Source organism: Maricaulis maris, assembly GCF_049116555.1.
In the GTDB taxonomy this organism is placed as follows: Bacteria; Pseudomonadota; Alphaproteobacteria; order Caulobacterales; family Maricaulaceae; genus Maricaulis; species Maricaulis maris_C.
This window is the reverse complement of sequence record NZ_JAGDYT010000008.1, coordinates 25995-52067: the sequence shown is the minus strand read 5'-3', so window position 1 is coordinate 52067 and position 26073 is coordinate 25995. Positions and strand designations below refer to the sequence as shown.

At 63.3% G+C, this 26073-nt stretch carries 26 protein-coding genes; 6 read left to right on the top strand and 20 right to left on the bottom strand.

Annotated elements, in window-relative coordinates; genetic code table 11:
- Nucleotides 1–82: 82 nt before the first annotated feature.
- Genes JXQ94_RS10875 through JXQ94_RS10865 form a run of 3 tightly spaced genes read right to left on the bottom strand, consistent with a single transcriptional unit; the run spans nucleotide 83 to nucleotide 2936 of the window.
- Nucleotides 83–1402, bottom strand: a complete 1320-nt coding sequence (locus JXQ94_RS10875; RefSeq protein ID WP_421923809.1) for an amino acid permease — start codon at nucleotides 1400–1402, stop codon at nucleotides 83–85.
- A gap of 24 nt (nucleotides 1403–1426) precedes the next feature.
- Nucleotides 1427–2518, bottom strand: a complete 1092-nt coding sequence (locus JXQ94_RS10870; protein ID WP_421923808.1) for an aromatic ring-hydroxylating oxygenase subunit alpha — start codon at nucleotides 2516–2518, stop codon at nucleotides 1427–1429.
- 52 nt (nucleotides 2519–2570) lie between these two features.
- Nucleotides 2571–2936, bottom strand: coding sequence for a VOC family protein (locus JXQ94_RS10865; RefSeq protein WP_421923807.1), 366 nt, complete (start codon nucleotides 2934–2936; stop codon nucleotides 2571–2573).
- A gap of 80 nt (nucleotides 2937–3016) precedes the next feature.
- On the opposite strand from JXQ94_RS10865, the gene soxR reads away from it, so the two are divergent.
- Nucleotides 3017–3493, top strand: coding sequence for a redox-sensitive transcriptional activator SoxR (gene soxR / locus JXQ94_RS10860; RefSeq protein WP_421923806.1), 477 nt, complete (start codon nucleotides 3017–3019; stop codon nucleotides 3491–3493).
- A gap of 73 nt (nucleotides 3494–3566) precedes the next feature.
- Here soxR and JXQ94_RS10855 read toward each other — a convergent pair whose 3' ends face one another.
- The 3 genes from JXQ94_RS10855 to JXQ94_RS10845 form a co-directional block, all read right to left on the bottom strand.
- Nucleotides 3567–5786, bottom strand: coding sequence for a M3 family metallopeptidase (locus JXQ94_RS10855; RefSeq protein ID WP_421923805.1), 2220 nt, complete (start codon nucleotides 5784–5786; stop codon nucleotides 3567–3569).
- 319 nt (nucleotides 5787–6105) lie between these two features.
- Nucleotides 6106–7281, bottom strand: coding sequence for a peptidase family C69 (locus JXQ94_RS10850; RefSeq protein ID WP_421923804.1), 1176 nt, complete (start codon nucleotides 7279–7281; stop codon nucleotides 6106–6108).
- Nucleotides 7281–8678: a flavin monoamine oxidase family protein gene (locus JXQ94_RS10845; protein WP_421923803.1), complete on the bottom strand. Its 1398-nt coding sequence runs from the start codon at nucleotides 8676–8678 to the stop codon at nucleotides 7281–7283. The genes JXQ94_RS10850 and JXQ94_RS10845 overlap by 1 nt, the downstream gene beginning before the upstream one ends.
- A 105-nt stretch (nucleotides 8679–8783) precedes the next feature.
- On the opposite strand from JXQ94_RS10845, the gene JXQ94_RS10840 reads away from it, so the two are divergent.
- The 3 genes from JXQ94_RS10840 to JXQ94_RS10830 all read left to right on the top strand — a co-directional run bounded on the left by JXQ94_RS10840 (nucleotide 8784) and on the right by JXQ94_RS10830 (nucleotide 11349).
- Nucleotides 8784–9386, top strand: coding sequence for a DUF1134 domain-containing protein (locus JXQ94_RS10840; protein ID WP_421923802.1), 603 nt, complete (start codon nucleotides 8784–8786; stop codon nucleotides 9384–9386).
- Nucleotides 9386–9904, top strand: a complete 519-nt coding sequence (locus JXQ94_RS10835) for a GNAT family N-acetyltransferase (protein WP_421923800.1) — start codon at nucleotides 9386–9388, stop codon at nucleotides 9902–9904. Before JXQ94_RS10840 ends, JXQ94_RS10835 begins: the two co-directional genes overlap by 1 nt.
- Before the next feature lie 116 nt (nucleotides 9905–10020).
- Nucleotides 10021–11349, top strand: coding sequence for a hypothetical protein (locus JXQ94_RS10830; RefSeq protein WP_421923799.1), 1329 nt, complete (start codon nucleotides 10021–10023; stop codon nucleotides 11347–11349).
- Here JXQ94_RS10830 and JXQ94_RS10825 read toward each other — a convergent pair.
- Complete coding sequence (locus tag JXQ94_RS10825) at nucleotides 11346–11783, bottom strand: MerR family transcriptional regulator (RefSeq protein ID WP_421923798.1); 438 nt, start codon at nucleotides 11781–11783, stop codon at nucleotides 11346–11348. The genes JXQ94_RS10830 and JXQ94_RS10825 overlap by 4 nt on opposite strands.
- Before the next feature lie 72 nt (nucleotides 11784–11855).
- Here JXQ94_RS10825 and JXQ94_RS10820 point away from each other — a divergent pair, with 72 nt between their 5' ends.
- Entirely contained in the window at nucleotides 11856–12560 is a 705-nt protein-coding gene (locus JXQ94_RS10820; protein ID WP_421923797.1) for a cation transporter, read from the top strand.
- Here JXQ94_RS10820 and JXQ94_RS10815 read toward each other — a convergent pair.
- The 12 genes from JXQ94_RS10815 to JXQ94_RS10760 all read right to left on the bottom strand — a co-directional run bounded on the left by JXQ94_RS10815 (nucleotide 12512) and on the right by JXQ94_RS10760 (nucleotide 23811).
- Entirely contained in the window at nucleotides 12512–13117 is a 606-nt protein-coding gene (locus JXQ94_RS10815; RefSeq protein ID WP_421923796.1) for a hypothetical protein, read from the bottom strand. The two genes, JXQ94_RS10820 and JXQ94_RS10815, sit on opposite strands and share 49 nt — an antisense overlap.
- A gap of 23 nt (nucleotides 13118–13140) precedes the next feature.
- Entirely contained in the window at nucleotides 13141–14493 is a 1353-nt protein-coding gene (locus JXQ94_RS10810) for a peptidoglycan-binding protein (protein ID WP_421923795.1), read from the bottom strand.
- A gap of 184 nt (nucleotides 14494–14677) precedes the next feature.
- Nucleotides 14678–15292 (bottom strand): nucleotidyltransferase family protein, encoded by a 615-nt coding sequence (locus JXQ94_RS10805; RefSeq protein ID WP_421923794.1) that lies wholly within the window; start codon nucleotides 15290–15292, stop codon nucleotides 14678–14680.
- A gap of 2 nt (nucleotides 15293–15294) precedes the next feature.
- Nucleotides 15295–17694, bottom strand: a complete 2400-nt coding sequence (gene pheT, locus JXQ94_RS10800; protein ID WP_421923793.1) for a phenylalanine--tRNA ligase subunit beta — start codon at nucleotides 17692–17694, stop codon at nucleotides 15295–15297.
- A 19-nt stretch (nucleotides 17695–17713) separates the two neighbouring features.
- Nucleotides 17714–18295, bottom strand: coding sequence for a hypothetical protein (locus tag JXQ94_RS10795; protein WP_421923792.1), 582 nt, complete (start codon nucleotides 18293–18295; stop codon nucleotides 17714–17716).
- Nucleotides 18292–18924: a hypothetical protein gene (locus tag JXQ94_RS10790; RefSeq protein WP_421923791.1), complete on the bottom strand. Its 633-nt coding sequence runs from the start codon at nucleotides 18922–18924 to the stop codon at nucleotides 18292–18294. The genes JXQ94_RS10795 and JXQ94_RS10790 overlap by 4 nt, the downstream gene beginning before the upstream one ends.
- Before the next feature lie 7 nt (nucleotides 18925–18931).
- Entirely contained in the window at nucleotides 18932–20014 is a 1083-nt protein-coding gene (pheS, locus tag JXQ94_RS10785) for a phenylalanine--tRNA ligase subunit alpha (RefSeq protein WP_421923790.1), read from the bottom strand.
- 145 nt (nucleotides 20015–20159) lie between these two features.
- The gene (rplT, locus tag JXQ94_RS10780) at nucleotides 20160–20516 is read right to left on the bottom strand and encodes a 50S ribosomal protein L20 (RefSeq protein WP_421923789.1); all 357 of its coding nucleotides are present in this window, start codon (nucleotides 20514–20516) and stop codon (nucleotides 20160–20162) included.
- Nucleotides 20517–20546: 30 nt separating this feature from the next.
- Nucleotides 20547–20747, bottom strand: coding sequence for a 50S ribosomal protein L35 (gene rpmI / locus JXQ94_RS10775; protein ID WP_295696582.1), 201 nt, complete (start codon nucleotides 20745–20747; stop codon nucleotides 20547–20549).
- Between the two features lie 147 nt (nucleotides 20748–20894).
- Nucleotides 20895–21362, bottom strand: coding sequence for a MerC domain-containing protein (locus tag JXQ94_RS10770; RefSeq protein WP_421923788.1), 468 nt, complete (start codon nucleotides 21360–21362; stop codon nucleotides 20895–20897).
- Nucleotides 21363–21536: 174 nt separating this feature from the next.
- Entirely contained in the window at nucleotides 21537–23309 is a 1773-nt protein-coding gene (locus tag JXQ94_RS10765) for a hypothetical protein (protein WP_421923787.1), read from the bottom strand.
- A gap of 25 nt (nucleotides 23310–23334) precedes the next feature.
- Nucleotides 23335–23811 (bottom strand): peptidase S1, encoded by a 477-nt coding sequence (locus JXQ94_RS10760; protein WP_421923786.1) that lies wholly within the window; start codon nucleotides 23809–23811, stop codon nucleotides 23335–23337.
- A 251-nt stretch (nucleotides 23812–24062) separates the two neighbouring features.
- Between JXQ94_RS10760 and JXQ94_RS10755 the strand changes: the two genes are divergently transcribed.
- Nucleotides 24063–25331, top strand: a complete 1269-nt coding sequence (locus tag JXQ94_RS10755; protein WP_421923785.1) for an MFS transporter — start codon at nucleotides 24063–24065, stop codon at nucleotides 25329–25331.
- Nucleotides 25332–25402: 71 nt separating this feature from the next.
- On the opposite strand, the gene infC is transcribed toward JXQ94_RS10755, so the two are convergent.
- Complete coding sequence (gene infC, locus JXQ94_RS10750) at nucleotides 25403–25942, bottom strand: translation initiation factor IF-3 (protein WP_295696623.1); 540 nt, start codon at nucleotides 25940–25942, stop codon at nucleotides 25403–25405.
- Nucleotides 25943–26073: the final 131 nt, after the last annotated feature.

Below are 26073 nucleotides of genomic sequence, written 5' to 3'. Positions count from 1 at the left end.
TGACCGAAACGGTTCGAGCAGAGATGACAGCCGGGCCACCGCCCGGAACGGCGCGAAAACAGGTCGGCGGAAACCGTTTGCCCTAAGCCTCGACCACCTGTCTTGGCTTGCCGAGCCAATAGGCAGGCAGACCGGCCAGGATGAGGACGCCGCCCCAGGCCAGCACTTCCAGTCCCGATCCCAGCACCGCGAAAGCAGAATAGGCACCCGCTGCAAGGGCGATGATGGCCCAGCTGCGAGCCGACCGCCAGGAATGGCGGAGCTCGGCCAGGGCACTGACCAACAGCGGCAGGAGCAGGCAGACCGTGCTCATCATCAACAGGAAGGTGAACGCCTCGACCAGACCGCGCGAATAGTTCGCCACCAGCAGGATGGAGCCGAGCGTCAGGGAGATTAGCAGGGAGACTTGCGGCGCCCCGCCCTTGTTGCGGTGACCCAATATGGCTGGGGCAAGCCGGTCGAGCGCGACCGCCATCGGAAGTTGGCCAGACAGCAGGATCACGCCGTTCAGCGCGCCGGCGGTTGAAATCATGGCGCCTGCAGCGATCAGACCGGGCCCCCAACTCCCCAGCGCCCTTGCCGCGTCGGCGAAAGGCGAGGTCGAGTCCACGAGCTCGGCAGCTGGCACGACCAACATCACCGACGCCGTTGCCGCAATATAGATGAGGGCCACGGTAATCGTGCCAATCACGGTAGCCTTGGGGACGGTATTCGCCGCATCGCGCACATCGCCGGCGGGCACTGTGGCAGACTCCAGTCCGGCAAAGGCCCACATGGTCAAGAGTGCCGTTGCCGCCAGCACCGGGAAGAAACTGCCACCGGACGGGTTTGCCTCGGGCAGGTTGGCAACATCACCGGTGAACAGCCCAACCCCGATGATCAGGAAGATCGGGATAAGCTTGAGCACGGTCATCAACAATTGCACGATGCTGGCATCCCGTATGCCATGAAGGGAGATCAAGCCCAGTCCCCAGATCAATGCAAGAGCACACCCGGCCTGAGCGATCGGGGCGTTATCCAGAGCCGGGACAAAAACCGTGAGATAGCCAACGAAGGCGATCGCGATGACGGGCATGCCGATCCAGTAGGACGCCCAGTAACCCCAGGCCACCAGATAGCCGACCAGATCACCGAAGGCATCATGGGCGTAGGCGATTGGCCCGCCCGACCGGGTCGTTCGATGTGCGAGGCGCCCCAGCACAAGCGCGAGAAGGATGGACCCGCCCGCGGTCACGATCCAGCCGGTAAAGCCGAGCATGCCATAGGGCGCCAGGACCACCGGAAGCATGAAAATGCCGGATCCGATCATGATGCCCACAACGAGTGACCAGCAGCCCCAGAAGCCAATCGCCTTGTGGGTAGGTTTTTCCAGCGTCGGCTGGTCGGTTTCCTTGGTGTTCATCTGTCCCCCCGGACGCGCCGTCCATCAGCCGGAATTGGCATAGGCATCGCGCAAAAGATTCTGCCAGTGCCAGACACCGGATTCCTGGGACGGCGAGAGCCGACCCGGGTCGTAAGCGCCGGAGGCGAGGCCTTTCTGGACATGCTCGCAGATCAGCCTGTCCTCCTCCTGGACGCGGTCGGAAAAGGCGTCATCGGCTTCCGCGCGGCCGCCTTGACCGGGCGCGTAGTAGAAATCGAACTCGACATGACAGCGGTCCGGCCCGTCGGGGACAACCCGATTGGTCTGCATGCGGCCAGGCAGGATATTCAGCATGGTGTTGGGATAGATAAAGAAATAGAGCGCCTCACCGGCCGCATAGGCGTCGGTTTCGGCGTCAATCGGAGAGCGTTGCAGCGACCAGTAGCGCGCCAGCTCGGTCTTGTAGTCCGGATAGGAAACGATTTGGGTCAGGTCCGGATGGACGAAGGGCAGGTGATAGCCCTCCAGATAATTATCGACATAGACCTTCCAGTTGCAGGCCACATCATAAAGACGACTGTGATGATGCTGCAGACCCGCCAGGCGGTCCGGCCCGACAATGCCATCCAGGCCGGCCATCACATCAACGAAAGATGGTCCGGACCGGATGCGCGCAAAAACCATCCCGCCCCAGATCTCGACCTCGATCCGATCCAGCGCAATGCCCGAGACATCAAAGTCCTCCGCAGCCTGCATCTCCGGCGCCGCGCGCAATTGCCCGTCCAGGTCATAGGCCCAACCGTGATACGCGCAGCGTAGTCGCTTGGCGCCCCTGCCATCGCACAGGGCGAGCGGGCCAGCGCGGTGGCGACAGATATTCAAGAACCCGTTGAGCGCGCCCTCGCCATTGCGAACCAGAAGGATCGGCACGCCGCCAATCTCGCGCACGACATGATCGCCAGGCGCTGCCAGTGACGAGACTGGCGCCACGACCTGCCAGCCACGGGAGAGGACCTCATCTTGGTCGAAACGCAGCGCCGAGGACCCGACATATCGAGCGGGATCAAGGGCACGGGCTTGTGCGAGCGGCGAGATTTGATCCGGTCGGTTCGCGTCAGTTCTGTCAGTGGAAGGCGGGGCGGAAAGGTCATCCATGACCGGACGCTAGCGACAACCGCCCCACCTGCCAATGATTTCCGTCGCCTGGTCAGGCGTAGCTGATCACTTCGAACTCGATCCCGTCCGGGTCATCAAAATAGAAGCGGCGACCCGGCTCGTAGTCCCCATGGGAATGGGTCTGGATACCGCTGGCCTTGATCCGCGCCTCGGCGGCGTCGAGATCATCGACCTGAACACCGATATGGTTGAGTCGACCCACCGGCATGTCGGTCGGCTCTGGATAGGCATAGACGGCGACGTAACTGGCCTCGCCGCCAACGTGATAGGTGGTGCCGCCATTCTTGGCCGGGCCGTGCCAGCGCACCTGCCAGCCAAACCAGTCGGTCAGGCGACGGGCCGTCGCTGCGGGGTCGCTGACCGTCACATTGACGTGTTCAAGTATCGCATTGGTCATGGGAATCTCCTGTACTGCGACCCGCTTGGCCGCTTGGACAGGCTGTGAGATAGTTCTTCAACCTTGGTTGAGGTCAAGCTTTGGATCAGAAAAATCTCATTTCACCGAAAGCCGGCGATCCGCTGTCGATCGGACAGCTCGCCGAACGCACCGGTGTCACCGTATCGGCGATCCGCTTTTACGAGGACAAGGGTTTGGTCCAGCCGACCCGAAATCCGGGAGGACAGCGCCGCTTCAAGCGCGCCGATGTGCGGCGCATCTCCTTCATCCTGATCGCCCAACAACTGGGCCTGACCATCCGCGAAATCGGCGAAGCGCTGACCTCGCTGCCAGACCAGCGAACACCAACCCAGTCCGACTGGGCGCGGATCAGCACCAGCCTCAAGGACCGGCTCGACCAGCAGATAGAGGACCTCACCCGGATGCGGGGCCGGCTGGACAGCTGCATCGGTTGCGGCTGCCTGTCGCTGAAAGCCTGCCAGCTTTACAACCCGCAGGACCGTCTGGGCCGTCTCGGCGCCGGCCCACATTTCGGGGTGACCGACCTGCCGGACTAGCCCCGCATGCACCCGCCAGAAAAAAGGCCGGCGGGTTGCCCCGCCGGCCTCGTCTCGGTCAGACTCGAAAGCCCTATTCGGTGACCGGGAAACCACGGTCCCGCATCAGAGCGGACACTTCGGCATCACGGCCGCGGAACAGGCGATACGCTTCCGCCGGGTCCATCGAATTGCGCGGGGCAAACAGATAGTTGACCAGATCGGCGGCAACGCCCGGATCATAGAAACCGCCCGGCGCGTCCTGGAAGGCTTCCGCGGCGTCAGCGGTGAGCACATCAGCCCACATATAGCCGTAATACCCGGCCGAATAGCCTTCGCCGGAGAAGATGTGCCCGAAGTGCGGAGACCGGTGACGCATGACGATCTCGCTCGGCATGCCCAGGCGCTCGAGGGTTTCACGCTCGAATGTGTCCGGGTCGGTGATCTCGGCCGGATCGGTCGTGTGATAGACCATGTCCATCAGGGCCGAGGCGAGATACTCGCCGGTCGAGAAGCCCTGGTTGAAATTGGCCGCCGCACGAATGCGGTCGATCAGGGCTTGCGGCATCGGCTCGCCGGTCTCGACATGGGTCAGATAGTTGTTGACCACCGGGTCGGTAAGCACCCAGCGCTCGAGAAGCTGCGACTGGAATTCGGTGTAGTCGCGGACCCCGCCATTCAAGGTCGGATAGTCGACATTGGATGAAAGCGTGTGCAGGGCGTGACCGAATTCGTGGAAGAAAGTGGTCGCATCGTCGAAGGAAACGAGGACCGGCTCACCCGGGGCACCCGCGACGAAATTCGAATTATTGGTGGCCAGGACATTCGTCTCGCCATCAATCGTCGTGTGCGAGCGGAAGGAATTGGCCCAGGCGCCCGAGCGCTTGCCCTGGCGCGCGAAGGGGTCGAGATACCACAGGCCGACATTCTCGCCGGTCTCGCGATTGGTGACTTCCCACACCCGCACCGTCGGATGCCAGACCGAGACTTCACCTTCCGGCAGTTCGCGGAAGGCAAAGCCGAACAACTCACCGGCAACGTAGAACATGCCTTCGCGCAGATTATCGAGCTGCAGGTATTGCTTCACCTCTTCACTGTCGAGGTCATAGCGAGCCGAACGAACCTGCTCGGCGTAATAGCGGTAATCCCAGGGTGCGATGGTGATGTCGTCGCCATTGGCATCGGCGAGCGCCTGCATGTCGGCGACTTCTTCCTCGATGCGCGCGACAGCGGCTGTCCACACACCTTCCATCAAGGCCTGGGCACGCTCCGGCGTGCCGGCCATGCGGTTTTCGAGGCGCCAGGACGCGTAATTGTCATAGCCCAGCAGACCGACGCGCTCGTCGCGCAGCTGAAGGATTTCGGTGATGATGGCGTTATTGTCGTACTCGCCGCCATTATCGCCGCGGGAATAGTAATTATTCCAGACCTGCTCACGCAGGTCGCGCTCGTCCGAGAAGGTCAGGAAGGGGTCCATCGAGGACCGCGTATTGGTGATCGCATACTCGCCTTCGCGGCCCCGGGTCGCCGCTGCAGCGGCGGACGCGGACACGAAGTCGGCCGGAAGGCCGGACAGCTGGTCCTCGGTCAGATAGGTGACATAGCTCTGTTCGTCGTTGAGCACGTTGTTGGCGAAGCTGGTGTGCAATTCGGACAGTCGGGCATTGATCGCGGCATAACGCTCGGCGGCCTCGCCTTCCAGCATCGCGCCATTGCGGGCAAAGCCATCATAGGTCAGCTGCACAACGCGCTGCTGGGCCGGCGTGAGCGTGGCCATTTCTTCGCCTTCATAGACCGCACGCACGCGCGAAAAGAGGGCCTCATTCTGCGTGATCTGCGAACTGAAGGCCGAGATTTCACCCGACATTTCGCGCTGGATATCGCGGAATTCCGGCGATGACATGTTCGAGGACCAGATGCCCCAATGGGAGAAGACCCGGCTGAGCGGGGCGCCGGCACGCTCGAGCTCGAGAATGGTGTTCTCGAAAGTGGCAGGCTCTGGATTGGAGGCAATTTCATCGATCTCGGCGAGGTTGAGCTCCATGCCCTCACGCAGCGCGCCGCTCAAGTCGTCGAGACTGGCCGTGTCGAAGTTCGGCGTGCCGCCATAACCGCCCGTCCACTCGCTCAGGAGCGGGTTTTCAAGGCTGGCCATTTCGGTGTTCGCAGACATGGTGCCGGCGTCGGGCGTCGCGTCGTTCATCGTTTCGGTCATCGCGCTCGTCTCACCCGTGTCGGCAGCGTCGTCGGCGGGCGTGCAGGCGGCGGCAAGAAGTGCGGCCGAGCTCGCGGTGATCATCATTAGTGTGCGCATATTGAATGCTCCCCGAAAAATCCGTGCCGCACACTACCCGCAGCGGGCCCGTCGCAAAAATGAAGTTTTCACCATCTACGCAGCTTGGTCGCCGCAAGGTCTGGCCCCGGTGCTGGCACGGGTCACGCTCTCAGGGTCAAGGGATTGATTCGCAGGACCAAACCGGTTCTCGCCCTGTTCGCCCTGATCCGGCTGGCCGGGCGACTGAGCGGGGGTGAGGCCTGGCTGATCCATGCACTGGCGGGTCGCCGTGACTTGACCGACGCCGGGTCCGGCGGTGCCAACACCTTGGTGACGGCAGACGAGGCCTGCGTGATGGTCAGGCCGATGGTGCGGCGCGCTCCGCGCCGCCTTTGCCATTTGTTTCGGCGAGGCCGTGATCATCCCAGGCCTCAATCAGCGCCTCGGCCACATCATGACGCCCGGCCTCCACGGCCGAGAAAATATGGGTTTCCGCAGCGGCGATGCGGGCGCGAACCTGGTCACGCGCATGCGGTTCTGCAGCCATTCGGTCATGATGCGAAGCGCCTGACTGCCACACCTGCGTGCCGAGCAGGCTGGACGCCCCCTCGAATGCAATCGGCCGGTATAGCGAGATGCACGGCGTCTTGGTGCCGGTCATCGTGATTGCCGGGGCGACCCCCGGCATCAGGCGCACCAGCAGCGAGTTGGTCGTGTGGCTGGGGCGAAGGAATTTGCCAAACACCCCCCCGCCCTGATGAAGGCAGAGATCGCGATTTGAGCCGCCCTCAAAACCATCGCCATGATCGTGCCGGCGCATGATGCGGGCCAAGGCTGCAAGACTGGGCGTGTCGAGCGCCTCGATCGCGGCCAGGGCACAGACCCGCCGCTCCCGCGCGCAACCGAATTTGGGCCTCAGCCAGGTCTCGTCCGAGGTCATGAAGCCCTCGATCGGCGCACCTTCGGAGGCCATTGTCACCGGCCCGGCCAGGGCATAGGCATTCGAAATCGCCGCATGGGATGTCACGCGCTCCAAACGCCATTCACGGCCGCAGGTTTCCAACACCAGGATTTCGGTCGCGTCGGCGATCAGAAAACTGTTGTCATAGCGAAACCCCTTGTCGCGCCAGCCGGCGGGGCCGCCCTGGCCATGGGTCTCCAGCAAATGGATGATGATCGCCGCGGCCTCGTGCGCCGAGCCGCCCCGCTCCAGACCCAGCCGCACCAGGTCCATGCCGAGCAACGCCGCGCCGCGCCTCATCACCCGGCGCGAGAAGACCGCCTCATTGCCGATCGCCACGCCGGCCCCGTTCACACCCATCTCGGCGCCCCACATCCAGTCAGGCCGCGAAAGGATGACCGCCTGACGGTCCGGCACCTGGTCTATCTCGATATGGGTGCAGGCGAGTTTTTCACGGGTATCGCCGAACACTGCGGGATGACGCTCCACGCGCTGGATCTCATCGGGCTCGCGATCAGAATTCTTGGCAAACCAGACCGCGCCGGCCCGGCGCAGGGCAATCGTGTCGCACATCAGCCTGCCCCCAGCGCGGCTCTGACTTCAGACACGGCCCGCTCGGCGGCTTCCAGAGCCCCTTCGAAATAGCCGTAATAGGCCCGCGCTGTTTCGGTGCCCGCCATGTGAACGGGCCCGATCGGAGTGCGCAGATATTCGCCATGCCCGGTCCACACACCCGGTCCCATCAGCGCCGCATAGCACCCGCGCGACCAGACCTCGGAGGTCCAGTCCTGATCGACATAATCGATCGGGTGCCGGGCCTGGTCTCCATAACAGGCGGCGAAGGCCTCAAGCACGGCCGCGCGGCGCTCGGCGGGGTCCCGCCGCGCCCAGACGCGCGCCTGATCGCCCTCGATGAAGCCCAGCATGAGGCCCGCGGACTTGCCGGCTTCGGTATTGTCAAAGGTCACCCGCACATCCAGTTGCGGCGCGACGGCCTGGCCCGACAACCCCTGCTCGCGCCAGAACGGGGTCTCGTACTGGGCAAGGCATTTTATGCAGGCTCCCGGCGGCATGCGCAGCCAGAGCCCCGCCTTGGCGGCCGGCAGGACCGGGTCCCAGTCGATCCGCATGGCCTGGTTCGGCGGCAGGGCGAGGATCGCGCGTCGCCCGGCAACCGGGCCGTCGGGCGTATCGACCTCGACGCCATCATCACTCCAGCGGATCCGCGAGACCGGCATGGACAAGGAGACCCGGTCTCCCAGCTCGGCGGCGATGCGATCCGCCAACCCGGCCATATTGCCATGCACCCGATCCTGCTGCGCCCCGCCCGATGTCGAAATGAGATTGTCCAGCGACGTGCCGGCGCGCGCGTAAAAGAGCCCGTGCAAGAGGGAGACTTCATGCGGTTCTGCTGCGAAAACGGCGCCAATACCGACCGCGAAGACCTCAAAGGCTTCGCGCGTCCAGGCCTGGCGCCGCATCCATTCAGCGACGGTCATGCTGTCCCATTCCGCCGCGCGCGGATGGGTCCAGGGCGAGACCGGGTCGATCTGCGCCGCGAGGGCGTCGAAACGACCTGTCATCAGGTGTAGATTGACAAGAACATGAGGCGCCAGTTTCGGGATCGTACCGCGATAGCGGGACAAGCGCCCCCGATTGAGAAGCAGCCCGTCGCCCTGGTCATGCAGCGGGTAGACAGACTGCCCCATCGCATCGATCAGCTCATAGAGCCGGGTCTGACCGGGCCCGACCCATTGCCCGCCGACATCAACCGTGTCGCCATTGGCAAAAGTGTGCGCCAGGGCCCTTCCGCCGACGCGGTCACGCGCTTCCAGTACACAGACATCATGGTCCGGCGCGAGCAATTGCGCCGCTCGCAGTCCGGACAAGCCGGCTCCGATAATGATGGTGTCGTGTGCCCTGCCCATACCCGAACCCTGCTCAGCGAATACCTCGAACGCGCGTATCATGGCACGGTCATCGGGCCGCGTTAACGAAGCCATAACCCTTTCGCCGCTCTGTCGCCCTATTCGCCTGTCATTCAGGCGGGACCTGTTTTGCCAATGGAGCTTTCCATGCGTGCCCTTGTGACTGCCTTCGCCGCCTTGACCTTCGGCATGCCCGCACAATTGTTTGCCCAGGATCAGCAGACCGCCGATTATGGCCAACCCAGCGAGTACTCCGACCCCGTTGAATCCTATTCTCAAGACGAAATCGTGGACGCGGTCTCCGACTTTTTCGGCGTAACGGCAGAAGCGGCGGCCAGTGCGCTCGAACGCGTCTTCTCCGATCTGGGACGCCCGGTCGGTTATATTGCCGGCGAGGAAGTCGCCGGGGCAGCCGGCATCGGCCTGCGCTATGGCGAAGGCTACCTCACCCTGCGCGGCCTCAACGAGCGCCAGAAAGTCTATTGGCGCGGCCCCTCAATCGGCTTTGATGCCGGCGGAAATGCCAGCCGCGTCTTCGTGCTGGTGTATAATCTCGATGATGTGGATCGCCTCTATCAGCGCTTTCCGGGCGTCGAGGGTACGGCCTATTTTGTGGCCGGCCTTGGGGTGAACTACCAGCGCGCAGACGATGTCACCCTCGCCCCGATCCGCTCGGGTGTCGGACTGCGAGCGGGTGCGAATATCGGGTATCTGGCCTATTCGCGTCGTCGCGCCTGGTTGCCCTTCTGATGCAGATAAGGGCGGTCGAGGCGGGCGACGAAACCGGCATTGATAGCCTGCTCAAGGCCGCTTTCCCGGGACCCGGCGAAGCGCGCCTTGTCACCGCCCTGCGCGCGGCCGATGCCGATACGCTCGAGCTGGTCGCCGAAGACCACGGTCAGATTGTCGGCACTGTCATGTTCTCTCCGGTGACCGCCCGTACCGCGGATGGCGAGGATGTGTTCGGGGTCGGACTGGGACCGGTCGCCGTCATCCCGGAGCATCAATCCCGCGGTATCGGTGTCGCGATGATCGAAGCCGGTCTGGGTTATCTCACCACATTGGGCGTGCCCTGGTGCGTCTTGCTGGGAGAGCCCGACTATTATGCCCGCTTCGGTTTTGTGCCTGCCGCCACCTGGAACTGGTCCTGGGCCGGGGATCCGGACGGACACTTCGCCTCTGCCTTTCAGGTCAAGGCACTCAACGGCGCACCCGCCGATGGCCGGGTCGCGGTCGCGCATTATCACGCGGCATTTCTGGGAGTCTGATCCGGCTGACGCGGGACGTCACGGCCGGCGCATCCCCCTTTTACCGACTCGAGTGAGAGTGCCATACTTGCCGTTGTGATTGTGGTGGCCTTGGGCCGCCGAGTGGAGGGGAGTTCATGAGCGGCATCATCCTGTTGGTCAGCATTGGAGTTCTCTTCCTCCTCGCCCTTGCCCGCCAGATCCCGCTTCAGATCCTGGGCCGTCTTCTCAGCCCGGTTTCCCGGGCAACGGGCAAACTCTTCGGCTTGAAAGCGGCACCCCGCGCCGGGCCGGGCACGATACGGCCCGCGCATATGGGGCCCAGCGCCTGGGCGGCCCTGTCACGGGCGGCTCGGGACAACACGGAAACCGAGACCGTCATGGGCGACGGGTTCGAGCATGAGAAATCCCACACGAACCGGAGCGGCCTGCTGTTTCACTGGCTGGCCGTAAAGGTGGGTTATATCCGCATTCCCGGCGAGCTGACGCCGGATGTGGCAGAGGATTACTTCAAGCAGGGCCATGAATTTCTCAATGGCCGTGTGAAAATCTCGTCCAATCCGCAAAATCTCTATGAGGACGAAGAGGGCGCGCTGATCGCCAGCTATTTCCCGATCGATCATGGCGCGCTCTACCTGCTCAACACAATGCGCAGCACCATCAACTCCAATGTGCGCAAGCTGACCGTGGTTTTCTCGACCATCATCGCCTTCGTGCTGGTCATCAATCTGCTGTACAATGACGGCTCACTGATCGACCTGCATGGCATGCTGGGCCTGACCGGCGCACTCGCGCTCGGCCCGCTGCAAATGGCAGCCAGCGACATCAATCAGGCGCTCTTCGGGGCACTGTCGACCCTGGGCGGCGCCTTCTTGATGTGGATCATCTATTTCGTCGAATACGTGCCCTATCAGCGCAATAATTTCCGCGAATTGTCCAATTTCATCACGCGCTATCTGGCCCGCCTGAACGACCATTTCCGGACCGCCGCCGGTCAGGCCAAGTCAGTGACGGTCGGGCAGGAAACAGACGCCAACAAGGTTTCCCAGGCCGCGCGCCAATGGCACACCAACGTCCTGTGGATCGCCATGCGCATCTTCTTTCTCGAGAGTTTCGTGCGGAACATCATGTTCCAGATGCTGCGCAATTCCGGCTACTATCTGGTCTTCGTGCCCGTGCTCTTTCTCGCCGTCATGGCAGGGCTGAACATCGCCCTGGTCGAGCTGACGGGATTCGATGCCGGCGCCCGCCTGGCCGATCTCGGTCTCGTCTTTGTCCTGCTCTTCGTCAGCCTGCTGGTCATCTACGCGGTCTTCCTGCGCCGCTCGATGATGAGCATTGACGAGATCAACCAGGATGAATGGATCGGCTTCGACAGCCTGCTGCTCGAGAATGTCCTCGGCGAGATTGTCGGCAAATATGCCGAGGATGTCGGCTATTGGAAGAACCGTATGGGGCGCGGCTAGCGTCGCTCCGGCCGGGCATGATCGCCGTCGCAAAGGCCGTGATCTGACAGGGTCTGGATCACATGACACTCATCCATGATGCCGTGGGAGCATTGCGCCACCATGCGCTTCAACTCCTTGCGGACCGCCCGCAATCCCGCGAGGCGTCGCTCGACATCGGCCAATTGCTGACGGGCGATCCGGTCGGCAGCGTCACAGGAACGGTCCGGCTGGCGTGATAGACCCTGCAGGGCGCGCAGGTCATCCAGGCCAAAACCCAGGTCGCGACCATGACGGATGAAACGCAATTGTTGCAGATGTGACGCCCCGTAACGCCGCTGCCCGCCAGGGGAGCGTGCCGGCTCATCCAGCATGCCGATGGACTCATAGTAGCGAATGGTCGGAACCTTCACCCCGGTTTGCCGCGACAGGGCCCCGATAGACAAATCTGACATCACCCCTTGAACCTCCAGTCGCTAGAGGGATTAGGGTAGAAGATATCGGATGGGGAAGGGCGAGGACAGAGCATGTCAGCCGGATGTTGCGAAGATCAGGAATTCGACGGCAGTTCGCCGGCCTTCAGGCGCGCCCTGTGGGTCGTGATTGCGATCAATGCGGTGATGTTTGCGGTCGAGATGCTGGCCGGCGCCGCCGCACGGTCCCAGGCACTCAAGGCCGATGCCCTCGATTTTGCCGCCGACGCCGCGACGTACGGATTATCGCTCTATGTGATCGGGAAGCCGGCCACCTGGCGCGCCAATGCTGCGCTCATCAAGGCTGGCAGTCTGATGGCGATTGGAGTGTCCATTCTCGCTCTGGCAATCTGGCGGACGGTTTTCACCGTTCAGCCCGAGGCCGGTCTGATGAGTTCGATCGCGGTCCTGGCCCTCATTGCGAATGGGGCGAGCGTGCTGATCCTGATGCGTTGGCGTGACGGCGACGCCAATGTCCGGTCGGTCTGGCTGTGCTCGCGCAATGACGCCATCGGCAATGTCGCCGTCCTCGCCTCGGCCGGACTTGTCGCCTGGACGGCAACGCCATGGCCGGACCTTGCCGTCGCGGTGCTGATGGCCGGCCTGTTCACCTCATCGGCGATCCAGATCCTCCGGCAAGCCCTGGCCGAGCGCGGCGCCAACCGTGACCGCGCGCACGCCCCTGTCGATGCCCACGTCCATGCTGGCGATCAATGTCCGTCAGTGGAAAAGACAGAACCGATCGTTTCGTCGGACTGACGCGGATGCGGCCCATGCCGCCGGGCCTCGCTGCGTTGACTGGAGGGCCGACACTCACGGCAGCCGGAGGCGATACGTTCGCGCACCGCAGCAAGGCTTTCTGAGAGATCATGGAAGCGGTCCTGGCCATCATGCCAAAGCGCGGCCGTATCCTGACAGGCGCCCTCTTGGAAACCATTCTCTTCCAGGCAGCGATTATAGGTCCGGCAGGACGCGGTGGCGAAACGGTAGGACGCGTCCAGATCGGTTTCGAAAGCGGCGATGATCTCCTGCGTGCGGGTGTCGGCAACATTGGCCCCGGTCATCGCTTCGGCATTGATGGCCTCGCGATACCCGTGCACTTCATCCAGCATCGCAAGGCGCTGCTCGGCCAGCGTATCGACCAGGCACATGGCGATGGCCGGGCTGACCGTATCCGGCGGCGGCGGAGGCGGGGCGCGATGGATCACGGGCGGCGGCGCAGGGCGCTGACCGGATGTGTGTTCGCCGCAAGCAGCCAGCGCGGTGGCGGAGACCAGCAGCAGCAGCACTGTCTTCGGGGTGGTCATCATCGTCATCTTTCTCCATCCAGCCCTGCCGTCTATTCGACGGCCGGCTGACCTCCGTCCATGGCGGCCTGGTAACAACCGGGCTGGTCCAATTCAGTGCCGTTGGAACGGCGCATTTCGTCGACCCGCCTCTGCCAGGCGAGATAGAAACGGTCGCCGTTTTCCTCCGCCTCTGTCATCAGGGCATCGGATATCCGGCTCCAGCGGGCGCTTGGCTCGCCGGACACGCCGATGACGCCGCGCAGCCGTCGGGCCCGGTCATGACCCAGATCGGCAGCCCGGCGCAGATAGCTGTCGGCCCGCTCCGGACTCTCGACAATGCCACACAGGCGATAGCTGCCCTGAACGGTCCCGGTGCCATACATCACGGCGAGATTGAAATTGGCGCCGGGATGGCCGCGCTCGGCAGCGGTTTCCAGCCATTCCAGCGAGGTGTCGATATTCTGCTCGAGACCCAGACCGGTCGCGAACATGATACCGAGCAGGTTCTGGGCGTGGGCATCGCGAGCGGTGAGCGCCGCATGGCAGGCCAGGGTCACGGTCTCGGCCGGGGTCAGGACGCCGGTCAGGTCGAAACCGAGATCGCTCTGGAAATCACGCACCGAGCGGCGGGTCATCGGACCATAACTGCCGTCGATCTCGCCATTGTAATAGCCCAGAGCGGCCAGCGCCCGCTGGCGCAAGGCCAGTTCGATAATATCGCCGTCATCCTCTGTCTGATCGAAGCCATAGGCGATACGCGACAGGCTTTGCGGTGTCGTCGGACAGGACCGTTCCAGCACAGCGGCCTGCAGGCGTTGGTGAGCGACGAGAGACGCCTGGGCGCCGCCGACCGAAGAGCCGATCAGGAGGGCTTCATCCCAGGCGGCCCGGGCCTCGTCGATGCGACCGACGGCTTGATAGGCGTCGCCAATGCGCAACCAGCAGCGGGCGATCGCGGCATCATCAATGTCATAGCGCTCCGGCGAACAGATCCGCTCGCCCGGATCACGGGCAAAGACGGTTGGTCGCGCAATCGGACGCCCCTGGGTCGAGGAACCGGGACCCGCCACACCCGTTGAAATGCTGAGACCATTGTCCGGCCCGCTTCCAGTCCCGGCGCGGACATTGGGCGGGGGGTCGGGGTAATTGGTCGATCCGGTCGGACCGGGCTGGGTCGCGTTGGGGGCCTGACCCGGCGGCACCGTTCGAGCCGGCGGCGTGGTCGCAGCCCGGCGCTGGTCGCCGAAGGGCCACCAACCGCCACCCGCTTCCGGACAATACTGGCCCGAACAATATCCGGCATCATAGGCGCGGGCATGTGTGAAACCGAGCACGACGACAAGTCCGATCAGGACCAGAATCGTCGCGGCGGCCTGAGCCAGCAAGGCGGTCACACGCTCCATGTCCGGATCATACTCCCCCAGGCCGCGGCCCGGTACTGGCGTTAAGGTCTGCTTAACTACCCTAGCGGTTGCACCGGCGCTCCGCCATACGCCTCACGCGCGATTGAGCAAAAAACCGCGTCGACGGAGATGATTTGCGCCCGATAATCCCCTGACAGTTGAACTTCTGGCGGGCGCGTTCGCGTCACACGGGAGCTGGCAGGAATTCCAGCTCCGGCCAGAGCGAAGCCTGTTCTGCAATCTTCCGATTCCAGGCGTCCGGACCGGCCAGACCGACAGCGGGGCGAATCGTCTGCGCGAAAACCGGGTCCAGACCGAAGGGGGCCAGCAGTTCCGGTCGGCCATCGCGGTCCAGCCGAATCGCGATGGCATGGGTGAGCGACGCAAAATGGCGCAGGGCGTCGGTGGTATCGCGGAGTGCCGTCCGGTCAGTGCCGTATTGGGCGTTGAACCAGAGATGGACACGGGCCTGATTGCAGATCTCCACCGGAGCCGGCAAGTCCGCAAACGCCGCCTCGGCCGGGCCGATGACAGCAGCCTCGGCTTCGGCACTCAGATCACTGGCGTCGAAATAGGCGAGGTCATAATCATTGATGCCATGCCCGGCCGCGCGCCCGGTCATCGTGTTCCAGACAGCCTTGTAGACGGCCCCGGCCATCAGCGCCCAGTCGGGGAGACCAAGCGTGTGCGCACGGTCGAGTACAGTCCGTGCCAGCGGGTCGGCCATCACGGCCGCGATCACATAATCGGCTCGGTCCGCCTCGCTCGGGACCACCCAGCGATGCGCAGCCCCGGGCATGATCAGCTACGCAAGCTGGCGCCGGTGGCCTTCTCGACCTTGGCGATGATGGATTGGCCGATCACTTCGATTTCTTTCTCGGTCAGCGTCTTGTCGCGCGGCTGCAGCGTCACCTCGATCGCGAGGGAGACCTGACCCTCGGGCACACCCTTGCCGTCATAGACGTCGAACACGGACACATTGGTGATCATCTGCTTGTCCGCACCCTTGGCGGCACGGACCAGCGTGTCGGCGGCAACGGACTTGTCAGCCAGGAAGGCAAAATCACGCGTGACCGGCGTCAGATCGGCGCGGACGAGCGGCGTGCGGGCCTTGAGACCGGAGGCCTTCTTGGGCTGCGGGATCGCATCGAGCACGATTTCAAACGCCAGGACCCGGCCATCAATGTCGAGCGCCTTGAGAACCGCCGGGTGGATTTCGCCAAACTCGGCCATGACGTTTTTCGGACCCAGCCGCAGCACACCGGAACGGCCCGGATGCCACCACTCACGCGCTTCGGCAGCAACCTGCAGACTGTCGACCGGCGCACCGGCCGCCGCGAGCGCAGCGAGGGCATCCGCCTTGGCGTCGAAGATGTCAGGCTGACGGGTGCCGGCCCAATGACGGCCAGCCTCGACCCGGCGAACGCCGGTCGCGACCAGTTTCTGGCCCTTGTCCGTGTCGTCGAGATAGATCGGTCCGACCTCGAACAGGCGCGCATCATCCTGACCGCGATCAGCATTGGCCTGCAGCGCGGTGAGAAGATGGATCAACGCCGTCGGGCGCATCACATCCAGCTCGGAGGAGATCGGGTTCTCCAGCTCCAGCCCGTCACCATGACCGCCGAACAATTTGGCCTGGTCGGTATTGCAGAAGGACCAGGTCACGGACTCCGAATAGCCGCGGCCAGCAAGTGCACGGCGCGCGTGACGGGCACGAAGCTGCATCACCGTCGCCGGCGCTTCGCGGCGCACGGGCGGGCGCGGCAATGAGACCGCGTCCAGCTTGTCGAAGCCATGGATCCGAGCGACCTCTTCGACGAGGTCCGCTTTCTGCGAACAATCCATGCGCCAGCTCGGCACACCGACGTTCAGCACATCGCCCTCGCCTGATGGCGTAAAGCCCAGCGTTTCCAGGATGCGGATGATCTCGGCGCGCGGCAGATCGAGGCCGGTCAGGCGCTTCACTTCCGCGATCGGGAACTCGATATCCGCAGGCGCCGCAGGGACGTCACCAGCGACGATCACCTCGGACGCTTCACCACCACAATATTTCAGGACAAGCTCGGTCGCCTGCTCGATACCGGCACGGACCGATGCCGGATCGACACCGCGCTCGAAGCGGTATTTGGCGTCGCTGTCGATACCGGTCGCCTTGGCCGTGGCGCGAGTAATCAGGGGATCGAACCAGGCACTTTCGATGAAGACATCGGTGGTTTCGGACGTCACACCCGAATATGTGCCCCCCATGATGCCGCCAAAACCGAGGCAGCGGGCATCATCGGCAATCACGCAATGAGCCTCGCCGGGGACGTGTTCCTTGTTGTCGAGCGCCTCGAAGCGATCGGCCTCACCCTTGCCGCGACGGGCCCGGATCGGACCGTCCAGCTTGGCCAGGTCATAGACGTGCAGCGGACGGCAGCGGTCGACCGAGATCATGTTGGTCATGTCGGCGAGAAAATTGATCGGACGCAAGCCAATCGCCTTGATCGCCTTTTTCAGCCAGTCCGGGCTTTCACCATTCCTGACGCCGCGAATGACCCGACCGGCAAAGACCGGGCAGGCCTCCGGCCAGTCCAGCTCGACCGTGACCGGGCAGGGAAATGTGCCCGGGATCTCGGCAATTTCGTGGGTTTTCAGCGTGCCGATACCGGTTGCCGCGAGATCGCGGGCAATACCGCGCACACCCAGCCAGTCCGGGCGGTTGGGTGTCACTTCAAAGTCCAAGACCGGATCGGCCTGACCCAGCGCGACCACGGCCGGCGTACCGACCTCGAAGGGTTCGGGAAGGTCGATGATGCCGTCATGATCCTCGCCGAGTTCCAGCTCCTTGGCCGAACACATCATGCCATGGCTCTCGACACCGCGGATCTTGCGCGGCTTCTTGTCGAGCGAAAAATCGAGACCCGGGATATAGGCCCCCAGCGGCGCATAGATCGCATACATGCCGGTGCGGGCATTGGGTGCGCCGCAGACGATCTGCTTGGTGCCATCCACGGTCTCGACCGTGCAGACCCGCAGCTTGTCGGCATCGGGATGCGGAACCGCTTCTGTGACATGGCAGACCGAGAATTTCGCAAACCGCTCAAGCGGATTGTCGATCTCCTCGATCTCCAGACCGGCCATGGTCATCGCCTCGGCGATTTCGTCGAGCGTGGCCTCGGTCTCGAGGTGGTATTTCAGCCAGGAAAGCGGGAATTTCATCGTCGGCTCCTGCCGTCACTTACAGGTTGGAATCCGGGTCGGCCGCCGGGCAGGCGTCGATCGGTTCAGGATGGGTGGTGCGACCTTCGCGGCGGGCTGTCCAGCACCGTCCATAGACGGAGCAGTAACAGGCCTCGACCGTGAGGGCGAAGAAATCGGTCTGGTAGTCGCGGATGAGCGGCCAGCGCTCTTCACTGGCCGGCCAGGTGATCTGGGCCAGGATAACGGTTTCGCCGGGCGCAAGGATCGCGCCCTGGCTGCCGCCGGTCCACATGTCGGGGCGCGGCAGGCCATCTGGACGCAGCGCACCCATCTCTTCCCAATTTGCCAGCGATTGATCGGCGAATGTCGCATCGACGCGGGTCACCAGGGCCGGACCGATGCCGTCATTGGTCATGCCGACGAGGAAGACGTGCTCGCCAGCCTCGGTCGTCATCTGGGTCTCGATCTGCACCGCCGGCCAGACATCGGCGTGCTGCTGCGCCCGCATCACCCGCGACTGGTCCCAGGCCACAAACAGCGCGATGGCCGAAATCAGGATCGCGGCCAGCGAAGTGATGGCGGTGTGATTGTCTTTCAGCCAGGCGAGGATTCGGGTCATGGCGTCGGAGCCTCCAGCCCGTCGGAAGCGGATCGTGTCAGGCCGGGATCGGGCCCGCCCGACGCACCCAGTTCCGCGAACGGGTCGCCCTCAACCGCAGGGCATTGGCGGACAGGCGACCGACCCGCATCGTCGGTCGAGGAAGTCCAGCACCGATCAAAGACCGAGCAATAGCAAATCTCGACAGACCAATTCTGCCACTCGGCCAGAAGCGCACGGAGCTCCTCCTCGCCAAGCGCACCCCGCTCCCAGAGGAACACGATCGGCGCGACCTCACCTCCAGGCGCCAGAGCACGCCCATTCACGCTCGACCAGGATTGATCGAATCCGGCCGGCATGAGTTCGATCAGAGGGTCGAAATTGTCGACCAGCGCGCCCTCTCGTCCCAGCGTCACACTTTCGATCATGGCCGGCCCGACACCGTTATTGACGATGCGAAGGCCGACGCTGCGCAGCTCGGGTGTCGACTGGATGAAACCATCCACCTGCAGGACCGGAACCACCGCCCCATGCTGCTGCGCCCGCATCACCCGCCCCTGGTCCCAGGCGACAAAGAGCGCCGCAACGCCGACCAGCATGGCGCCGATTCCGGTCAGGGTCTGGTGGTTATTTGTGAGCCAGCGCCACATGGATCCCTCAGCTCAGCCCTGTCGCCAAATTCGCCTGCAGCAGCGGCGAGAAGCCGTAATGGGCCATCCAGCGGACGTCGGAATTGAAGAAGTCGCGCAGGTCCGGGGCGCCGTATTTGAGCATGGCGAGACGATCGACGCCCATACCGAAGGCGAAGCCCTGATATTCGTCCGGGTCGAGGCCGCAATTGCGGATCACATTCGGGTGGACCATGCCGCAGCCGAGAATCTCCATCCACTTGTCGCCGGAGCCGACCTTCACCGCATCGCCGACGCGTTCATAGCGCACATCCATCTCAGCCGAAGGTTCGGTGAAGGGGAAGTGGTGCGGACGGAATTGCGCTTCCACCTGATCGGTCTCGAAGAAGGCGGCGATGAAGTCCATCAGTGTGCCCTTGAGGTGACCCATATGGGTTTCCTTGTCGATCACCAGGCCCTCGACCTGATGGAACATGGGCGTGTGGGTCTGGTCCCAGTCGCAGCGATAGACACGGCCCGGCGCGATGATGCGGATCGGGGTCTTGCCTTCCAGCATGGTGCGGATCTGCACCGGCGAGGTGTGCGTGCGCAGGACTTTGCGCAGGCCGTCCGCGTCAGGCTTCATGAAGAAGGTGTCCTGGGTATCGCGCGCCGGGTGGCCTTCCGGGAAGTTCAGGGCGGTGAAATTGTGGAAGTCGGTCTCCACATCCGGCCCCTCGGCGACGGCAAAGCCCATATCGGCGAAGATCACCGCCAGCTCTTCCATCACCTGGGTGATGGGGTGCAACGAGCCCTTCGGCTCGGGGCGCACCGGCAGGGTGACATCCACCGTCTCCGACGCCAGCGCCGCATTCAGGGCCGCCGCTTCCAGGTCGGCCTTGCGGGCTTCCAGCGCATCATTGAGCCGGGTCTTGAGACCATTGAGCGCCGGGCCCATCACCTGACGTTCTTCCGGGCTCATCTTGCCCAGCTCGCGCATCATCAGCGACACCGAGCCCTTCTTGCCCAGCGCACCGACGCGCACCGTGTCCAGCCCCGCCTCATCGGTCGCGCCATCGATCTGGCTGCGGACCTCGGCTTCAAGCGTGTCGAGATTGGAAGTGTCAGTCATGTCATGTCGTCCCATACGGTCGGGAAGGATTTAGCGGCTGGGGTTTTGTGTGTCGACCATGTGGCGCGGTGAAGGGCAAGAACAAACAAAAAGGCCCGCCAACGGTGCGCTGGCGGGCCTTTTCGAAATTCAGTGTTCCGAGCGTTTAGCCCAGAGCCGCGCGCGCCTGGTCGACCAGGGCCTTGAAGGCATCCGGCTCGTGCATGGCGATGTCGGCGAGGACCTTGCGGTCGACTTCGATGCCAGCCTTGGTCAGGCCGTTCATGAAGACCGAATAGGTCATGTCGTACTGGCGGACGCCGGCATTGATGCGCTGGATCCAAAGAGCCCGGAAGCTGCGCTTCTTGGCGCGGCGGTCGCGATAGGCGTACTGGCCGGCCTTTTCCACGGCCTGGACGGCAACGCGGAAAGTATTCTTGCGGCGGCCGTAATAGCCCTTGGCTTTCTTGATAACTGACTTGTGGCGTTTAGCGGTCGCCGGTCCGGACGTAACTCGAGACATATCTAAGTGCTCCTACTCGGTGCCAGCGGCCTAAAGGCCGTTCGGGAGGTATTTTTTCACGATCTTGGCGTCCTGGGGTGACAGGGTCACCTGGCCGCGCTTGTTGCGGATCTGCTTGGGAGTCCGCTTGATCATGCCATGGCGCTTGCCGGTCTGGCCCGCCTTGATCTTACCCGTGGCAGTGAGCTTGAAGCGCTTTTTTGCGCCGCTCTTCGTCTTCATCTTCGACATTTTCATCTCCTTTGCAGGACGCCCGGAAGCGACCGGTGGATGGTTCAACCAGCGGGCATGTCGAATATGGCCCGGTTGGCTGGTGTTGGAAGCGGGGGTTTATACGCACAATACGCCTGATTGCAAGCGGTCTTGCGAGTCGCTGTGTCAGTGTTCGTGGTCGTCACAGAGGCCGCAATCGCGCGCATGGACATGACCGGCGCGGGCCCGGCTGCGCCAATTGGCGAAATGCGCTCCGGCCAGAATGGTGACACCCGCCAAGGTCAGCAGCGTCTCGATATTGCGATCAAAGAGGTGCGAGGCACCGGTCGCCATCAGACCAAGGCCCAGAAGCCCGGTCAGCAGGATCGGCCAGCCCGCGCCCGTGGTCCGGACACTCCAGCCCAGACCGATCAGCGAGACCGGTGCGGCAATGGCCAGCAGGATGAGATGCCAGTCATGGCTCAGCCCGAACAACTCACCGGCCTCGGGCACCAGCATCGGCGTCGCCGCAGCGGCCGCCGGAAGGAAGAGGCAATGCGCGATGCACAGCGCGGACAGGCCAACGCCCGTGGCGTCCAGCTTGCCGCGGTGATCAGCGATGCGGCGTTCAGCGATGGGGCGGTTGTTCGACATGGTGGGTCCGGGCTCGATGTCGGAATGATATAGTATAACATTCGCGGCTTGCCTAGGACCGAACTGCGCTCTCCTGCGCTTTTCTTGCGGAACCCGGACATCCCGCGATGAAGCCAGAACGAGAAAGGGCGACCCAAGCGGGCCGCCCTTCCTGATCCCCGCGCGCTGCGCGGCTTATTCTTCGTAGAAACCGAGTTCGGAGATGGCCAGAACGGCATCCGCCGGTCCGCCTTCCGAATAGGTTCCGACCCAGATGTCATACACCCCGGCCCGCGGTTCGGCAAAGTGAACGCCCGGATTGAAATTGCCGGCACCATCATCATTGCAGTACCAGCTGCCATCCGGACCATTGATCACGATGGTCGTGTCACGATCGGATACCGCAGAGATATAGAGGTCCAAAGCGCCCGGCTCAAAAGTCAGCTCGAAATCGGGAGCCTCGGTGACAAAACCACGGCAGGACGAATCCGCGGCGACTTCAGCCTCCAGGTCACCACCCGCCATCAGTTCAACCAGATAAGGATCCGGGACAAAACCACCGGTCAGGTCGACGCCACCATAATTGGCCGGCAGGGTGAAATCGAGCGGATAGGCCGGTTCGAATCCACCGCCAAAGGCAAGTTCGGAGACATGCAGCGTCGCCGGACCTCCGTCATACTCGCCATACGTGCCGACCCAGACGTCGTAACGACCCGATTGCGGGTTGTCGAAACGCAGGCCCGGATTCAGTTCGCCGGCGCTGTCATCATCGCAGTGCCAGCTGCCATCCGGCGCATTCACCACCAGGGTGGCATCACCGTCATAGGAGGCGGAGAGGTAGAGGTCGAAATCCCCGGCCTGGTAGTCCAGATCGAAATCCGGTGCGCTGTCTGCCCAACCCCGGCAATAACCGGTCTCGACACCGTCGCCGACGGCCTCATAGACGTCGACGCCGCCGCCAGCCATCACCGGGACATCATACGGGTCCGGTACGAATCCGGCCTGCAAGGCAGCGGAACCCGATTGGGAGGGCAGGGAAAAGTCGAGCACGGCCGGCTCGTCGATATTGCCCAGGAAGCCCAGCTCGGACACATACACCGTCGCCGGCACATAGGCGCCCGAGGAGTAGCGCGCGGTCCAGACCGCATAGCGGCCCGGCAGCGGATCGCTGATCTGCACGCCCGGATTCAGGTTTTCTGCGCTGTCATCATCGCAATGCCAGTCGCCATCAGGCCCCTGGATCGCGAGTGTGGTGTCGTTATCCGCCTCCATGGAGATATAGAGATCGAAGGTCTCGCTGCCGGCATAGTCGACCCAGAGGTCGGGTGCCCGGTCCACATTGCCCCAGCAAACGCCGTAATTGCCGAGCTCGAGCTCGCCACCGGCCTCGACCGCAATGGTGCGCGGATCGTCAGCGAAGCCTTCATTCAGGCTGATGGTGCCGTATTGCGGCGCCATATTCGCGCTTGGCGCCTGGGAATAGGGATTGCTGTCGTCGAATGCCAGCTCGGAGATGTGCAGCATGGCGGGTGAATAGCCGCCGCCGGACCCGTAGGTTCCGACCCAGATATTATAGACGCCGCTTTGCGGGTCCTCGAACATCATGCCGGCATTCAGACCGAAGCCCGAACCGTCATCATCACAATGCCAGCTGCCATCGGGTGCGTTGACCAGCAGAACTGTGTCCACATCCGCCGCTGCCGAGAGGTAGAGATCATACCCGCCCGCATCATAATCGAGATTATAGGAGGGCTGATAGCTGACATAACCCGGACACCATTCCGAAGCGTCGCTGGCCGGCATGGCCCCGCCGGCACGAAGACCGATCGACACCGGGTCGGGTGTGAACCCGGAACTCAGGGCGCCGGAGCCGTAGGCGGGTGCAGCGGACGGATCCTGCACGGCCTGAGCCGGTGCGATCGCCACGATGGCCGCAAGCGCGGCCCCTGTCATCAATTGCAACTTCATCTGTCTCTCCCCCAGGATTGAAGTGTCACTCGCTGTAAAGTTCGGAAATCGAAAGGCGGGCCGTCGCCGGGCCAGGCCCGATATGGCGCCCGACCCAAATGTCGTAATTGCCCGAGGCGGGCTCACCGAAGCGGATGGACGGATTGAGACCGCTGCCGCTGTCGTCATCGCAATACCATTCACCGTCCGGCGCATTGACGATCAGCGTCATGTCCTGCTCGGCACTGGCCGACAGGATCAACGGAAAGGGTCCGGCGTTATAATAGAGCGCGACATCGGGCTGCTCGCTGGCGACAAAGCCATGGCAATCCGGCGCGCTCAGGGTCGACCCGTCGATCCGCGCGTCCAGGACCAGATCCACGGTGCGCGGGTCCGGCGTAAAGCCGGCCGACAAATAGAGATCGTCCCCGGCATCGTCACTGACGGCCAGTGCCGCACCACCACCAACCAGAACGGTCAGGGCGATGGCGGAAAGCAGGGCCGAGTACGGGGGCCGGTTCATACTGTCTCCAGTCTTGTGAGCAGCGGCATCATCATCCGCCTGCCGCATCATTTGATCACGCTTCGAGTACGATATCATCAGAAATCCCCGGCGCTGAACATCATCTGAACGGGTGAGTCGCCTTTCCGGCACACTCGGGGCGGAAATCGGGCATCCGCCGAGCCGATTTTGCCAGACTGTTGAATTTTCGGAGGAAAGCGCGTTAATCGATTTTCGCGCCGCGTCGGGCGGCGAAGTCCGGATTTCGCCCTGTGCTGACGCCCTCCCTGTCGATCTTTTCCAATCAGGCCTACCGCCACTACTGGATCATGCGGCAATTGCTGTCGGCTGCGCGCCAGATGCAGGCCGTGGCGATTGGCTGGCAAGTCTATGACGTCGCGCGCCAGACCCGGTCAGTCGAGGAGTCGGCGCTGCTGCTCGGCTTTGTCGGCCTGGCCATGTTCGCGCCGGTTTTCTTCCTGTCCCTGCTTGGCGGTCAGGCCGCGGACCGGCTTGATCGGAAACTCATCCTGATTGTTACCAATCTGATCCGGGTCGCGTGCGCCTTTGCCCTCGCAGTCAGCCCGTTCTTCACCGGACCGGTGACCCTGGTCATCGTCTTCGGCGCCGCAACCTTCCTCGGCGTGACCCATGCCTTCTCGCCCGCCGCCTCGAGCGCGCTGATGGCGCGGATCGTTCCGCGCGATGACATGCGCCAGGCCATTGCCTGGAATTCACTCGGTTTCCAGGCCGCGGCCATCGGCGGGCCGGCGATCGGCGGCCTGCTATACATTTTGGGGCCAACCACCGTCTATCTGGTCAGCGCTGGCATGCTGGCAGTCGCGACCGTCTTCATCGCGACCGCCCGTACTCCGCGTCACGAAAAACTGGAAGGCCAGCGCGGCCTCTCAATGGTCATCGAGGGCCTGCGCTATGTCCGCGACAACAAGGTCGTGCTGGGCGCGATCTCGCTCGACCTTGTCGTGGTCCTGTTCGGCGGGGTCACGGCCCTGTTGCCGGTTTTTGCCCGGGATGTCCTGCATACCGACACGGTCGGGCTTGGCCTGCTGCGCACCGCACCGGCCATCGGTGCCGCCATCATCGCGCTTCTGCTGGCGACCCGCCCGCTGACACGGCGCATTGGTGCCTGGATGCTGGCTGCCATCGCGGTCTATGGCGTCGCCATGATCGGCTTCGCCCTGTCGGAAGTCCTGATCCTGTCCATGATTGCTCTGGCGGTGACAGGCGCGGCCGACATGATCTCGGTCTTCATCCGCCAGTCCATCATCCAGCTGGCGACGCCAATAGGCATGCGCGGGCGCGTCTCGGCGGTGGAGTTCATCTTTATCTCCGCGTCGAATGAGCTGGGCGAGTTCGAATCCGGAGTCGCCGCCCGCTTCCTCGGGCCGGTCGGCGCCGTACTGCTCGGTGGCGGCATGGCCCTCGTCACTGCGGCGGCCTGGTTCCGGCTCTTCCCGCAACTGGCGAAGACTGACGAGCTGGAACATGTCGATGAGGCGCCCGCCAAGCCGGCAGGGTGAAAACAAACGGCCTGAAAACAAAAACGGCGCCCCTCGAGGCGCCGTTTTCGTTTCTGGTCGGGGAAGTCCGCCTAGCGCGGTGCCATCACCATGACCATGAGGCGACCTTCGAGCTTGGGCTCGAACTCGACCTTGGCGATTTCACCGAAATCCGCCTTGACCCGGTTCATGATGTCCATGCCGCGGTCCTGGTGAGCCATTTCACGGCCCCGGAAACGCAGGGTCACCTTGACCTTGTCGCCAGCTTCGAAAAAGCGCGTCATCGCCTTCGTTTTCACCTGATAGTCGTGAATATCGATGTTCGGACGCATCTTGATCTCTTTGATCTCGACGGTCTTCTGCTTCTTCTTGGCCTCGGCCTTTTTCTTCTGATCCTGGTATTTCAGCTTGCCATAATCGACGATCTTGCAAACAGGCGGATCGGCATTGGGCGACACTTCAACGAGGTCGAGTCCGGCTTCCTCGGCCGCTTCAAGCGCCGCTTCAGTCGGCATAATGCCTTGTTTTTCTCCAGTTTCGTCGATCAGGAGCACCCGCGGTACGCGGATATCCCGGTTTATGCGCGGGCCCTCTTTCTTGGGCGGTTGCGCAGCGTGCGGTCTACGGGCTATGGCATCTTCTCCCTTGTGGCCCCAAAGCTGAACCTAACTAATCCTCCCGGGAGGGCGCAGGATCAAGCCCTAAACAGGCAAAATGCGCCTCAGGTCCGCCGGGAGGCGGGCACTATGGTGAAATGAACACA